General features: G+C 67.2%; 11 protein-coding genes. 3 read left to right on the top strand and 8 right to left on the bottom strand.

Annotated elements, in window-relative coordinates; all coding sequences use genetic code 11:
* From F9C12_RS24455 to pdhA, 5 genes are all read right to left on the bottom strand, one after another.
* Complete coding sequence (locus F9C12_RS24455; RefSeq protein WP_409467064.1) at nucleotides 1-1,935, bottom strand: ABC transporter ATP-binding protein; 1,935 nt, start codon at nucleotides 1,933-1,935, stop codon at nucleotides 1-3.
* 20 nt (nucleotides 1,936-1,955) lie between these two features.
* Nucleotides 1,956-2,522, bottom strand: a complete 567-nt coding sequence (locus tag F9C12_RS24460) for a TetR/AcrR family transcriptional regulator (RefSeq protein WP_409186838.1) — start codon at nucleotides 2,520-2,522, stop codon at nucleotides 1,956-1,958.
* A gap of 106 nt (nucleotides 2,523-2,628) precedes the next feature.
* Nucleotides 2,629-3,984: a dihydrolipoamide acetyltransferase family protein gene (locus F9C12_RS24465; protein ID WP_409461958.1), complete on the bottom strand. Its 1,356-nt coding sequence runs from the start codon at nucleotides 3,982-3,984 to the stop codon at nucleotides 2,629-2,631.
* Between the two features lie 16 nt (nucleotides 3,985-4,000).
* Nucleotides 4,001-4,993, bottom strand: coding sequence for an alpha-ketoacid dehydrogenase subunit beta (locus F9C12_RS24470; RefSeq protein WP_409184174.1), 993 nt, complete (start codon nucleotides 4,991-4,993; stop codon nucleotides 4,001-4,003).
* On the bottom strand, nucleotides 4,993-6,231 hold the full coding sequence (gene pdhA / locus F9C12_RS24475) for a pyruvate dehydrogenase (acetyl-transferring) E1 component subunit alpha (protein WP_409461959.1): 1,239 nt from the start codon (nucleotides 6,229-6,231) through the stop codon (nucleotides 4,993-4,995). Before pdhA ends, F9C12_RS24470 begins: the two co-directional genes overlap by 1 nt.
* A gap of 361 nt (nucleotides 6,232-6,592) precedes the next feature.
* Between pdhA and F9C12_RS24480 the strand changes: the two genes are divergently transcribed.
* Nucleotides 6,593-8,014 carry a M20/M25/M40 family metallo-hydrolase gene (locus tag F9C12_RS24480; RefSeq protein WP_409461960.1) on the top strand — a complete coding sequence of 474 codons (1,422 nt, stop codon included), beginning with the start codon at nucleotides 6,593-6,595 and terminating at the stop codon, nucleotides 8,012-8,014.
* Between the two features lie 45 nt (nucleotides 8,015-8,059).
* Here the strand turns inward: F9C12_RS24480 and F9C12_RS24485 are convergent, their stop codons facing one another.
* On the bottom strand, nucleotides 8,060-9,073 hold the full coding sequence (locus tag F9C12_RS24485) for an ABC transporter substrate-binding protein (protein WP_409461961.1): 1,014 nt from the start codon (nucleotides 9,071-9,073) through the stop codon (nucleotides 8,060-8,062).
* Nucleotides 9,074-9,135: 62 nt separating this feature from the next.
* Between F9C12_RS24485 and F9C12_RS24490 the strand changes: the two genes are divergently transcribed.
* Nucleotides 9,136-10,152 carry a FecCD family ABC transporter permease gene (locus F9C12_RS24490; RefSeq protein ID WP_409461962.1) on the top strand — a complete coding sequence of 339 codons (1,017 nt, stop codon included), beginning with the start codon at nucleotides 9,136-9,138 and terminating at the stop codon, nucleotides 10,150-10,152.
* A complete protein-coding gene (locus F9C12_RS24495) occupies nucleotides 10,149-11,129 on the top strand; it encodes a FecCD family ABC transporter permease (RefSeq protein WP_409184179.1) in 981 nt (326 codons plus the stop codon). The genes F9C12_RS24490 and F9C12_RS24495 overlap by 4 nt, the downstream gene beginning before the upstream one ends.
* Before the next feature lie 54 nt (nucleotides 11,130-11,183).
* Here F9C12_RS24495 and F9C12_RS24500 read toward each other — a convergent pair whose 3' ends face one another.
* Nucleotides 11,184-12,932, bottom strand: coding sequence for a hypothetical protein (locus F9C12_RS24500; RefSeq protein WP_409461963.1), 1,749 nt, complete (start codon nucleotides 12,930-12,932; stop codon nucleotides 11,184-11,186).
* Nucleotides 12,929-13,264, bottom strand: a complete 336-nt coding sequence (locus F9C12_RS24505) for a hypothetical protein (RefSeq protein ID WP_409461964.1) — start codon at nucleotides 13,262-13,264, stop codon at nucleotides 12,929-12,931. Before F9C12_RS24505 ends, F9C12_RS24500 begins: the two co-directional genes overlap by 4 nt.
* Between the last annotated feature and the right edge of the window lie 60 nt (nucleotides 13,265-13,324).

Below are 13,324 nucleotides of genomic sequence, written 5' to 3' on the forward strand. Positions count from 1 at the left end.
TCACTTCAGGTACGCCTCCGCTTGCAGCGTGAACAGTTCCGCGTACCCGCCGCCGGCCGCCATCAGCTCCTCATGCGTGCCGTATTCCGCGACCTTTCCGTGGTCCAGCAGCAGAATGCGCTCGGCTTGGCGGACCGTCGAGAACCGGTGCGAGATGTACAGCGTGGTCCGCCCGCGCGACAACGTGTGCAGCCGGTCGAACAGGTCGTGCTCGGCTTGCGCGTCCAGTGCCGACGTCGGCTCGTCCAGGATCAGGATCGGGGCCTCCCGCTGGAAGGCCCTGGCCAGCGCGATTTTCTGCCATTCCCCGCCGGACAGCGACACGCCCTGGTCGAACCACCGGCCGAGCGGGCTGTCGTACCCGGTGGGCAGCCGGGCGATGCGCTCGTCGGCTCCGGCCCGGCGGGCGGAGTCCTCGATGTGCTCGCGGTCGGTCAGCCGGTTGAGGTCGCCGAGGCCGATGTTCTCCGCCGCGGTGCCTTGGTAGGTCACGTAATCCTGGAACATCGCGCTGATCTTGGTGCGCAGGTCGACCGGGTCGTACTCGCGGATGTCCACGCCGTCGAGCAGGATCCGGCCTGCCGTCGGGTCGTACAGCCGGCACAGCAGCTTGAACAGCGTCGACTTGCCCGCACCGTTGCGCCCCACCACGGCGACGGTTTCGCCCGGCCGGATCTCGAAGCTCACCCCGTGCAGCGCCGGTTCGTCCGCGCCCGGGTAACTGAAGCTCACCGATTCGAACTGGATGTGTCCGTCTACAGTGGACGGAAGCGGCCGCGGTTTCGCCGGAGCGGTGATTTCCGGTTCGGTGTCGAGGAATTTGTACAACGTGTCCAGGTAGAGATTGTTCTCGTACATCCCGGAAAACGCGGCGAACAGCCCGGTCACCGAGCTTTGCACGGACGTCGCGGCGGCGGAGTACAACGCCAGGTCGCCGAGGGTGAGCCGGCCGCCGACCGCTTCCAGCGCGATGTACAACGCGATCGCCGAGCCGACCAGGGTGCTCAGCAAACCCCACGACGTCGAGCTGACATTCCGTTTCACCGTCAGCTTCCGCTGCCGTTCATAAGCCACCACGCCGAGCTTCCGGAACCGGTCCACGAAGTACGGACCGAGGCCGAACAGCTTGGTCTCCTTGGCATACGTGTCCGTCGTGACCAAAGAGGACAGATAGTCCATCCGCCGTTTGATCGGCGACATCATGAACGTGAGCCAGAACGCCCGCGAGCCGTACTTCGACTGCGAGATGAACGCCGGGATCGGAGCCAGCAACGCGACCAGCGCGAGCAGCGGACTGATCGACACCAGCAGGGCGATCATGCTGGCGAAGGTGATCAGCGTCCGGATCAGGCCTAACGCCGAGGTCATCATCGACAACGGACGCGTCGGCGCTTCCTGCGCGGCCTGGCGCAGCATGTCGTACGAAGTCGAGCCTTCGAAGTACGCCAGGTGCAGATCGCTCGCGTGCTGCATGACCTGGTGCCGGATGGCGAGTGTCATCCGTTCCTGCAGCAGGGATTGCGCGATCGTGGTGAGCGCGCTGCTGATCGCGGTCGCCACCAGCACGCCGAACTGGAACACCGTGATGCGCACGATGTCCGCGGTCGACCCGCGATGCTGGATCGCCGCGACCACCGAGTCCAGCAGGATTTTCGCGACGTACGCGGTGACCGTCGGCAACAGGCCGGACGCCAGCGTGATCACCGCAAGCACGATGGTCAGCGTCGGACTGGCCTGCCAGGTCAGTCTCGCGACTTTCGGCAGGCCGCGGACCGTGCCCGCCACCGAGGTGCGCATCCGGGACAGCCGCGCACGCAGGCCTTTCGGCTGTTCCGGCTGCTCCGGTTCCGGGATGTCGACCGGCCCGGTGAGGCCGCTGTCCGGCACGGATTGCGCCATCCGGCGGCGACCGCGGCGGCCGAGGGCCATCTCGATCCCGCCCCCACCGCCCGGGATCACGCCAGCACCGAACCGTGCAGGAAGACGTCGATGACCTCGTCCGTGGTCGGGGCACCCGGCATCGGGCGGGATTGCGTGAACAGCAGCGCCAAGAACAGCGAGGCGGCTTTGTCGACCGGCAGCCGCAACCGGGCGGCGTCCGGAACGAACAGCTCGCGCACCGCCCGCTGCATCGCCTCCATCGACTCGCGCCGGCTGTCGCCAGTCACGGACTTGCGATTGCGCGCCTCCTCCGGACGCGGCCGTCCCTTCATCGTCGCGGCCATCACCGCGCCCATGCGCTGGAGATGCGCGTTCATCGCCTCGGCGGCCTCCGCCAGCCGCTTCTCCAACGGCAGCTCAGCCGGGATCTCCCCGATCATCTCCAGCGCCTCCGCCGGGTCGAGCGCGGCTTCCACACACGCGTCGAACAGTTCGTCCTTGTCCTGGAAAACCCGGAAGATGGTGCCCTCGCCGATCCCGGCGGCGCGGGCGATCTGCGCGGTCGTGACCCCTCGGCCGTGCTCGACGACCAGCGGAAGCACCGCGCGGACGATCATCCGCCGCCGGTCGTCCGGCGCCATCCCGGGCGCTCGTTTTCTCGTCTCCATGCGTTCCACGGTACGGAGTGAGTACTCACTCCGTCAATGGGATACAACGAAGGGGCCGAGCACACCCGGCCCCTTCGGCTCAGTACGTGATCGCGACCGCCGGATCGGCGAGCAGCGCGCCGACGTCGGCGAGGAACTCCGACCCCTGCTGCCCGTCGACCACCCGGTGGTCGAAGCTCAGCGACAGCTGCATCACCTTGCGCACCTTGATCTCGCCGTCGACCACCCACGGGGTGTCGCGGATCGCCCCGACCGCCAGGATCGCCGACTCGCCCGGGTTGATGATCGGCGTGCCGGTGTCAACGCCGAACACGCCGACGTTGGTGATCGTGAAGGTGCCGCCCAGCATCGCCGCCGGCGTCGTCTTGCCCTCGCGCGCGACGTCGGTCAACTCGGTGAGCGCGACCGCGAGTTCCTTGAGCGACAAGGAATCCGCGTCCCGGATCTTCGGCACCACGAGACCGCGCGGGGTCGCCGCCGCGATGCCGAGGTGCACGTAGTCCTTGTAGACGATCTCCTGCGCGGCCTCGTCCCACACCGCGTTGACGTCCGGCGTGCGCTTCGCCGCGAGGCACACCGCCTTCGCCGCGAACGCCAGCGGAGTGAGCTTCACGCCGCTGAATTCACGCGATTTCTTGAGCTTCTCGCGCAGTTCCATCATCGGCGTGACGTCGACGGTGAGGAACTCCGTGACGTGCGGAGCGGTGTACGCGCTCTGCACCATCGCGGCCGCGGTCGCCTTGCGGACGCCCTTGATCGGCACGCGCCGCTCGCGGGTGGCCGGGTCGTATCCGGAGTCCACAGTGGACACAGGGGTCCCGGCGGGCGCGGCGGATCCGTTGGCTGCCCGGTGCACGTCTTCGCGGGTGATCACGCCGCCGTCCGCGCTGCCGGTGAGCGAGTGCAGGTCGACGCCGAGGTCCTTGGCCAGCTTGCGAACCGGCGGTTTGGCCAGCGGGACGTAACCGCCGCGCGGGGTTTCGGCCACCGGCGCGGGAGCGGCCGGGGCGGGTGCCGCCGGGGTCGGTGCCGCCGCAACGGGAGCCGGTGCTGGGGTCGCGCTTTTACGCGCCCGCCGGGTAGTCCCGGCCGCCTTGGAGCCGTAGCCGACCAGCGGCTTCATCTCCTCCTCGGCCGGAGCGGACTCCGCGGCGGGAGCAGCGGCGGGAGCGGGCGAGGCTTTCCCGTCCGGATCCACGTCCACGGTCAGGATCGGCGTCCCGACCTCCACCGTCTGCCCCGGTTCCACGTGCAGCTCGGTGACCACCCCGGCCCACGGGATCGGCAGTTCGACGGCGGCCTTCGCGGTCTCGACCTCGACCACGATCTGGTTGACCGTCACCGTGTCGCCCGGCTTCACGCGCCAGGCGAGGATGTCAGCTTCGGTGAGCCCCTCCGCCGTGTCCGACAAGGGGAACTGTTTGTACTCAGGCATTTCGGAAGGAACCCCCTTACCAGGCGAGAGATCGGTCGACAGCGTGCAGCACCCGGTCGAGATCGGGGAGGTAATGCTCCTCGAGCTTCGCGGGCGGGTACGGCGTGTCGAATCCGGTCACGCGCAGGACAGGGGACTCCAGGGAGTAGAAGCATTCCTGCTGGACCCGGGCGGCGATTTCCGAGGTCAGCGAGGATTCCGACGGCGCTTCGCTGACCGCGATGAGCCGTCCGGTCTTGCGGACCGACTCGAACACCGGTCCGAGGTCGAGCGGCGAGAGCGTGCGCAAGTCGATGACCTCCAGCGACTTGCCCTCGGCCTCGGCGGCAGTGGCGGCTTCGAGCGCCACCTTCACCGACGGGCCGTACGCGACCACCGTGGCGTCCGTGCCCTCGCGCACGAGCTGCGACGAGAACACCCGCGACGGAGCGGTCGAGGTGTCGACCTCCATCTTCAACGCGCCCGAGTGGTACAGCTTCTTGGGCTCGAAGAAGAGGATCGGGTCGTCCGAACGGATCGCCTCCTGGATGCCCCAGTACGCGTCCACGGCGTTCGAAATCGACACCACCTTGAGGCCGGCGATGTGCGAGAACAGCGATTCCGGCGACTCCGAGTGGTGCTCGACCGCGCCGATCCCGCCGCCGAACGGCACCCGGATCACGACGGGCATCTTGACCTTGCCCTGCGTGCGGTAGTGCAGTTTCGCCAGCTGCGAGGAGATCTGGTCGAAGCCGGGGAAAATGAACCCTTCGAACTGGATCTCGCACACCGGCCGGAAACCGCGCACGGCGAGGCCGACCGCGGTGCCGATGATGCCCGATTCGGCCAGTGGCGTGTCCAGCACGCGCTGCTCGCCGAAGTCCTTCTGCAGTCCGTCGGTGATCCGGAAAACGCCGCCGAGCTTGCCGACGTCCTCCCCCATGATCAGGACCTTCGGGTCTTCTTCCATCGCACGGCGGAGACCGAGGTTGAGCGCCTTGCCGATCGTGAGCTTCTGCAGATCAGTCATCAGTGCTCACCCCGACTGTGAATGCTCGAGCCCGCAAGCGACTCTTCGGCGGCGAAACCGTCGAGATAGGACAGATACTCTTCGCGCTGCGCTTCCAGCACCGGCGAAGGTTCCGCGTATACCTGGGAAAACACCCGCTCCGGCGGCGGCTCCGGCATGTTGAACGTGTAGTCGCGCAGCTCGGCGGCGAACTGGTCGGCCTCGGCCTGGACGCTGTCGAAGAACGCCTGATCCGCGTGCCCGTTGCGGGCCAGGAACGCCCGAACGCGCTCGATCGGGTCCTTGAGCTTCCACTCCTCCAGCTCGTCCGAAAGCCGGTAGCGGGTGGGGTCGTCGGTGGTGGTGTGCGCGTCCATCCGGTAGGTGAACGCCTCGATCAGCACCGGGCCGTTGCCGTGCCGGCATTCCTCCAGCGCCCACCGGGTGACGGCGAGGCAGGCGAGGACGTCGTTGCCGTCCACGCGGATGCCGGGGAAACCGTAGCCGCGGGCGCGCTGGTAGAGCGGCAGCCGCGACTGGCGTTCGGTCGGCTCGGAAATCGCCCACTGGTTGTTCTGGCAGAAGAAGACCAGCGGCGCGTCGTACACCGCGGCCCAGACGAACCCTTCGTGCACGTCGCCCTGCGAAGTCGCGCCGTCACCGAAGTAGCAGATGGTGGCCTCGCCACCCTCGTCGCCGACCTTGCCTTCGAACTTCTGGCCCATCGCGTAACCAGCGGCGTTGAGGACCTGGTTGCCGATCACGATGGTGTACGGGTGGAACCGGTGGGCCTGGTAGTCCCAGCCGCTGTGGTCGGTGCACCGGAAAATCCCGATGAGGTCGCGCATGTCGATGCCGCGCGTGTACGCGACGCCGTGCTCGCGGTAGCTCGGGAACGCCATGTCCTGCGGCTGCAGCGCGCGACCGGACCCGACCTGCGCGGCTTCCTGGCCCAGCAGCGGCACCCAGATGCCCAGCTGCCCCTGGCGCTGCATCGCGTTGGCCTCGCGGTCCGCGCGGCGCACCAGCACCATGTCGCGGTAGAGGTTCTTCAGCGTTTCGTCGTCGACGTCCTCGACGTAGCGGTCGAACCGCTCGGACGGGACCCGCTGGCCCTCGGGGGTGAGCAGCTGAGTGAGCTCAGCGCCACCTTCGCTTGTCGCTCGCAAACCGGCGATCACCTGTTCAGGGGAAGGCTGGGCCGCTACGGCGGCCGGCCCGTCTCCAGGTTCCGGGTGCGTCCACTGTTCGGACGGCATGAGCAGTTCTCCTCGGTGTCGGCGCCTCTGACGGCCGCTTGTGGCGGCCACAGCGACTGCACCGGCGGGGACCGGCGCCTCGGGTCCGAGGCACCCCGGTCACCGTCGGCGTTGACGGTTCGTGGCCACATCCTGGCACGAGAATTGCTCCGATGGAGAGCGGCAGTTGCTGATTTGTTGCTGAGAAAACCTCGCTGAACAGGGGAAACGCTTGGAAGCCCGAGGATCGGAGAGGCGATGGTCGGGTACTCAACCGGGGTCCCACCTGCCCTCGTGAGCGCTGATCGCGGTTCTTACCGGGATCAGCACTCACGACGTTCGGTCGCTCCGGTGACGTCGGTCACCGTGGCAAGATGGCGCCGTGGAGCAAAAATCCGTACGCGAATCCGTGGTCTCGACGTGGATCAACGACGTCACGCCGAGCCTGTCCGGTCTGATCGCGATCCCCGCGCTGTCCCCGGCGTTCGACGCGGACTGGGCGTCGACCGGGCATCTCGCCGCCGCCGTCCAGCACGTCAAGAGCTACCTCGAAGGCCGGGACCTGCCCGGCGCGCGGATCGAGGTCGTCGAGCTGGACGGCCGTTCCCCGCTGCTGTTCGTCGACATTCCGGCCACCCCGGGCGCGACGGACAAGGGCACCGTCCTGATGTACGGCCACCTCGACAAGCAGCCCCCGGTCGGCGGCTGGTCCGAGGGCCTCGACCCGTGGACGCCGGTGATCCGCGACGGGCGGCTGTACGGCCGCGGTTCGGTGGACGACGGCTACTCCGGGTACGCGGCCAGCGCCGCGGTGGAAGCGGTGCACGCGGCAGGCGGCGAGCACGCGCGCATCGCGCTGCTGCTGGAAACCGGCGAGGAATCCGGCAGCCCGGACCTGCCCGCGTACCTGGAGCACCTGAGCGCGCGGCTGGGCGAAGTCAGCCTCGTCGTGTGCCTCGACGCGGGCGGCATGGACTACGAGCGGCTGTGGCTCACCACCAGCCTGCGCGGCATGGTGCACCTGACGGTGACCGTCCAGCTGCTCGCCACCGCGCAGCACTCCGGCCTCGCCAGCGGGGTCGTCGCCAGCTCGTTCCGCGTGCTGCGGCAGCTGCTGGAGCGCATCGAGAACGCGGAAACCGGCGAGATCAAGCTGTCCGAGCTGAACGTCGAGGTGCCGGCCAGCCGCCGCGCCGAGATCGAGGCGGTCGCGGAGGTGGCCCCGGAGGCGCTGCGCACCGCGTTCCCGTTGGTGAGCGGCGGAAAGACGGTGTCCGAGGACGCGCTTGAGCTGCTGCTGAACAACTACTGGCGGCCGACGCTGTCGGTCATCGGCGGCGAAGGGCTTCCGAAGCCCGCCGAAGCGGGCAACGTGCTGCGGCAGAGCACCACGCTCACGCTCAGCTTCCGGCTGCCGCCCACGGCGGTCGCGGAAGACGCGCTCGCGGCGATCAAGCGGGCGCTGACCACGGATGTCCCGTACGGCGCGAAGGTCACCATCGCCGAGGACCAGCAGGCGGAGAACGGCTGGAACGCACCGGAAGAAGCCGCGTGGCTGACCGAAGCGCTGCGCCGGGTCGACGACGAGGTGTTCGGCCGTCCGCACCGCGCCGCGGGCATGGGCGGGTCGATCCCGTTCATGGGCCTGCTCGGCGAGAAGTACCCGCAGGCGCAGTTCCTGGTCACCGGCGCGTGCGGCGCGGATTCGAACATTCACGTGCCGGACGAGTGGCTGAACCTGGACTACGCCCAGCAGGTCACCGAAGCGGTGGCGCACCTGCTGGACGCGCACGCCCGCAGCTGACCTTCCCTCGTGAGTGCCTATCGCGGTTCTAACCGGGATAGGCACTCACGAGAGTTTGGCCAGCGCGTCCGCCACGCGGGTCTGCTCCGCCGCGAACCGCTGGTACGAGAACGGCGTCTCGTTGTTCCACGGGATCAGCTTGCCCGCCTTCACCGCGGGCAGCTGCTGCCAGGTCGGGACGCCGCCGAGCCCGTCCGGGCCGAGCGACAGCGAACCGCCGCGCGAGTCGTACATGATCACGTCGGCCGAGTATTTGCCGACGTTCTCCCAGCTCACCTGCTCGTAGTAGCCGCCCTGGCTCTCGTCGGGCTTCTCCGGCAGGACGAACTGCATCCCCTTCTCCTGGTAGTGCTTCGAGGTCGCGAACTTCGCGGGGTTGGCCACGTAGACCGTGTCCTTCTGCGCGGACAGCAGCACGACCTTGAGCCCGGCCGTCTTCTTGACCGCCTCGGCGAACTTGGCGTCCGCGGCCTCGTACTTTTCCTTCGCCTGCTGGATTTCCGGCGTCGCGACGTTCGCGCCGAGTGCCTTCGCCAGCGCCTCGAACTTCGCGATCCCCTGCGGCATCGCGATGTCCTGCAGTCCGATGCCGACACTCGGCGCGGCCTTGTCCACCTTGTCCGCCAAGGTGTCCGGCACGTACCACATCTGCTGCTTCAGGTACATCACGCTGACCAGCAGCTGCGGGTTCAGCGAGACGAACTTGTCGAAGTTGAACTCGTTCCACACGTTGCCGAGCGAGGTCACCGAGTTCAGGTCGACGCCGCCGGCCTGCGGGTCGGTCTTGCCGTCCGGCAGCCGCGAGGGGCCGAAGATGCCCACCGATTTCACGCCGAAGTCCCACAGTGCGGCCGCGGCGGTCACCTGTGCGACGATCCGTTGTGGACGCTCGCCGCTGAGCTTGCGGCCGCGGTCGTCGGTGAACGACCACGTCGCGCCACCGCCGGCCGCGGGCTGGTCGTCTTTGTACCCGCAGGCGCTCAGCAGGCCGAGCGTGCCCGCGGCGGCGGTGCCGGCGAGAAAACCGCGGCGGGACAGCCGCGCCGAGGAGAGGGTCATCGGAACTCCGGAGGATCGGGTGAGGTACCGCCTGAGGTTAGCCTTGCCTTAGGGTGAACGCCATGGTCCTGCTTGGGGAGCGCGTCACATCCCGGCGCTGGGGCGTCCGCGCGACAGTCCTGGTCGCGGCGCTCGTCGCCCTCGTCGCGGTGGTGGTGCTGTCCATCGCCTTCGGCTCCAACCGGTTGCCGCTCGGCAGCGTCTGGCACGGGTTGTTCTCCTACAGCGGCACGTTCGAGGACGTGGTGATCCGCGACGACCGGCTGCCGCGGACTCTGCTCGGGCTGGCCGTCGGCGTCGGGCTCGGGCTGGCTGGCGCGCTGCTGCAGGCGATCACGCGCAACCCGGTCGCCGACCCCGGCCTGCTCGGCATCAATCACGGCGCGGCGGTCGCGATCGTTCTGGGCGGCGCGGTGTTTTCGGTGACATCGCCGCAGCAGCTGGTGTGGTTCGCCTTCTTCGGCGCGCTGGCCGGAACGGTCCTGGTCACGGTGATCGGCGGCTCGGTGAGCCCGCTGCGGCTGGTGCTCGCGGGCGTCGCGGTGCAGGCCGTGTTCGTCGGGATCAACCAGGGCATGCAGATGATCAACACGCACAGCCTCGACCAGATGCGGTACTGGCTCGTCGGGTCGCTGGTGAACCGGAGCCTCGGCAGCCTCGCCGGGCTGCTGCCGTTCTTCTTGGTCGCGTTGGTGCTCGCGGGAGTGCTCGCGCGGCCGCTCAACGCGGTCGCGCTCGGCGACGACAGCGCACGCGGCCTCGGCGCGAATCCGGCGCTGACCCGCGCGGCCGGCATGATCGCGGTCGGCCTGCTGTCGGCGACCGCGACCGCGGCGTGCGGGCCGATCGCCTTCGTCGGGTTGATGATTCCGCACGTCGTGCGCGCGCTGGTCGGCCAAGACGAACGGTGGGTGCTGCCGTTGTCCGCGCTGCTCGGGCCGGTGCTGCTGCTCGGTTGCGACGTCCTCGGCCGGCTGCTCGGCGGAAACGGCGAAATCCAGGTGGGCGTGATGACGGACGTGATCGGCGGCATCGCCTTCGTGATCGTGGCTCGGCGGCTGAAGGCGGTGCGGCGATGAGGACGTGGCTGGTCGTCGGACTGCTGACGCTGGTGGCGGCGGTGCTTTTGGTGCTCGCCGTGGGCACTGGCGATTACGAGATGTCGCCGCTCGAAGTGCTGCAGACGCTCGCCGGATCCGGCACGAAGGCGCAGTACCTGGTGGTCACGGGCCGCCTCCCGCGCGCGTTGGTGGCGATTTTCGTCGGCATCGCGCTCGCGCTGGCGGGCACGGTTTTCCAGACGGTGACCCGGAATCCGCTCGGCAGCCCGGACATCATCGGCTTCACCACCGGCTCGGCGACCGGAGGGATCATGATGATCCTGCTGTTCGGCGCGGGCCCCGGCTTGGTCTCGGTCGGCGCCGTCGCGGGCGGTTTGCTCACTGCTTTGCTGGTCACCGCGCTGTGTGCCCCGCACGGTCTGCTCAGTTCCCGCTTGGTGCTCCTGGGCATCGCGGTGAGCGCGGTGCTGGCCGGGGTGAACGGTTACCTGCTGGTGCAAGCGAAACTCGAGGCCGCGGCACAGGCGGTCGGCTGGCTGACCGGCGATCTTGCGGGCCGCGACTGGAATTATTTCATCCCGCTGTGCGTGGCTGTTCTGGTGCTCGCGCCGTTCCTCTTCGTGCACCAGCCCGCACTGCGAATGCTGGAAATGGGCGACGACGCGGCGGTCGCGGTCGGAGTCGCCGTGCCACGAGTGCGTGCGGTGGTCCTGTTGGCGGCGGTCGCACTGGCCGCCGCCGCGACCGCCGCGGCCGGGCCGATCCCGTTCGTCGCCCTCGCCGCACCGCAACTCGCGCGCCGCCTGACCCGCCGCCCGGGACCGAACCTGCTGGCCTCCGCGGCGATGGGCGCGGTGCTGGTGCTGGCGGCGGACTTCGTGGGCCAACGGGTGCTGGACGCTTCACTGCTGCCGGTGGGCGTGGTCGCGGCCGCTTTGGGTGGCGGGTACTTGTTGTGGCTGCTGGCGGTTTCCCGCCGTCGCCAGACCGCGTGACTACGCCATCCGCGTCAGGGCCGGCTCGGGCAGGAGAACATACGGCTATCCCGGCTACCCGGCCGAAAGCGACGGTAGCCCCAGTCCCAGGCCACGCAGTCTCCGTGCGATGTTGCGCGGGGCGTCGATCAGTTTGTATTTGTCGCCGGTTCGCTCCGCGGCTCGGACCAGATTGGTGGTCAAAAACTGCAGGCAGGCCTCGACTGTGCCTTGAGACGGCCGAGGTACGACCTCCTTCCGAAGTACGTAGTACAGGTTCTCCAAGCTCATGAAGCCATCCGCCACCGGGTCTTCCTCATTGCCTTCTTGGAAGAGTGCGTCGATCAACCGGGTGAGCAGCACGGCCCGATTCTCGGCTGCGTCGTAGAGTTCCGCGAGTTCACTGAGGTCTTGCCCTGGTTGCTCGAAAATCTGGCGAAGTTCCACGACCGACACCGGGTGGTCATGGTGCCGGGTCAGGAGATCGATCAACTCTTCGACAGTCAGCAGCCGGAACCCGTTGCTTTCCGCCCAGGCCTGTACCCGGTTGGTGAATCCGGGTCCTACGACAGCCCCGTACTTGGCGTCGTGCTTCTGCAAGTGGTCCTTCAACGCGTCGAACTTGATCGCGTTGTCGCTGATGACCCCGCTGCTGGAGGCTTTGGCGTCAACGGTGGCGCGGAACATCTCCGAGGCCGCGAGTTCGGTACTGACCAGCACATCAGTCTTCCCGCTGCCGCCGATGTGTTCAGCGCGGAAGCCGAAGTAGTGGAAGGCTCTAGCGACGGTTCGCTCGAACTCCGTGCTCGCGTCGGCAACTCCTGAGTAGGCGCGCAAGTCGCGGGTAATTCCGAGGAGTTCGTCCGTATCGTGGTGGTGTTCGGCACCGCTTCCGTTGTCCGACTCGGGTTCCAGGCCGAGGTCGCTTTCGATGGCTGTCTCCAGAGGAAGCTGCGCTGCCAGCGCTTTCCCGGTGGCCGTACTGCGGTAGCGAGTCCAGTCGATTCGCTTGACCAGGCCGGCGTCGAGCATGATGCTGAGCCTTGCTCGCACTTCCGCACTGTCGATATTGGCGCACTGGTACCGAGATTTCGCGATACCAACTAGCTCGGAAACGGTCGTTGTCTCGTGAATCGCGGAAAGAAGTTCGCCGATGAACCGGTATCGGCTGTGTAAGTACCTGACCAGGCCGACCTCGTTGCCTGGTTCGAGGTAGGCGTATGCGGCTCTGGTGCGGCCGTATCGATTCAGTGCTACGGTGTCGATCATCCCCATGTTTCGAAAAGTGTGCATGCTTTGCGTGAAGGAGCTCTTCTTTTGGCCGAGCGCCAGGATGGCTCGCTGAAATAATTCGTCCGTGGAAGATTCTTCGTCGACCATGTCGACGAAGAATCTGATCGAGTCGATCAGGCCGGACTTCGTGCTCGCCTCGGCGATATCCGGCTTGTTCTGCCCTCGCGGGATATATCCGATCAGGGTCTTGCGGGCCCGCAGTCCGACTGTGTCCAGAGCTAATAGTGAAGACAGTTCTGGATCGATCTCAGGGAGGGTGTGAGCTTCGGCTTCTGCCTCTGCCTTCATACCCATGGCCTCAGCGGGGGTGCAGAGTGTCGCTTCACGGAGGAAGCGTTCGCCGAGTTCGGTCACCTGCCAGTGTCCAATTCTCCAACGCTCAAGCAAGCCAAGGCTTTGCAGCCAAGATACTCTCCGGTTTATCTGGTCCGAGCTCGTCCAATGCAAGCCAAACTCATTCGCGGACTTGCGCAGGTCCTCTACTTGTGTCTCGCGGTTGATGGTAGCGAGAAGTTCACCAAAGAACTTCACGTTTGCATGGATATGGTGTGCCAAGAAAAGATTGTCCGCGGTCGATAGCCATTGAAGGAGCGGCGGTGTCGGATGCCAGCGCCCGTCGTTTCCGCGGCAGCAAACGAACCTCGGCTCAGCTGGGACATCATCAACCTCTCGCAGGGGATGCGGCGATGACCAGCTCGCGTATAGGTAACCTCGATTTCATCGGACGGGGCGAGTGGTAGTTGCTCGAGCACCTTGCGCAAAGTTTCCACTTGTGCGGAACTCCGGCCGGGCAGGAAGCCGAGGGTGTTGGATCTGGTCGGCCAATCCTTTAGTTCCGGCAATGCTTGCTCGTTGTCGTCCATGGCTCCTCGCGCTTGTTGATAGATTGGTATGCGCGAAGAGTCGCCGGACACGGGAAAGGC

The sequence above is a fragment of the Amycolatopsis sp. GA6-003 genome (assembly GCF_046267895.1).
In the GTDB taxonomy this organism is placed as follows: Bacteria; Actinomycetota; Actinomycetes; order Mycobacteriales; family Pseudonocardiaceae; genus Amycolatopsis.

Excerpts from the sequence above, each read along its gene's own strand:
- F9C12_RS24485 (WP_409461961.1), bottom strand. The coding sequence starts at position 9,073 with ATGACCCTCTCCTCGGCGCGGCTGTCCCGCCGCGGTTTTCTCGCCGGC.
- F9C12_RS24470 (WP_409184174.1), bottom strand. The coding sequence starts at position 4,993 with ATGACTGATCTGCAGAAGCTCACGATCGGCAAGGCGCTCAACCTCGGT.
- F9C12_RS24505 (WP_409461964.1), bottom strand. The coding sequence starts at position 13,264 with ATGGACGACAACGAGCAAGCATTGCCGGAACTAAAGGATTGGCCGACC.
- F9C12_RS24460 (WP_409186838.1), bottom strand. The coding sequence starts at position 2,522 with ATGGCGCCGGACGACCGGCGGCGGATGATCGTCCGCGCGGTGCTTCCG.
- F9C12_RS24490 (WP_409461962.1), top strand. The coding sequence starts at position 9,136 with ATGGTCCTGCTTGGGGAGCGCGTCACATCCCGGCGCTGGGGCGTCCGC.
- pdhA (WP_409461959.1), bottom strand. The coding sequence starts at position 6,231 with ATGCCGTCCGAACAGTGGACGCACCCGGAACCTGGAGACGGGCCGGCC.
- F9C12_RS24495 (WP_409184179.1), top strand. The coding sequence starts at position 10,149 with ATGAGGACGTGGCTGGTCGTCGGACTGCTGACGCTGGTGGCGGCGGTG.
- F9C12_RS24465 (WP_409461958.1), bottom strand. The coding sequence starts at position 3,984 with ATGCCTGAGTACAAACAGTTCCCCTTGTCGGACACGGCGGAGGGGCTC.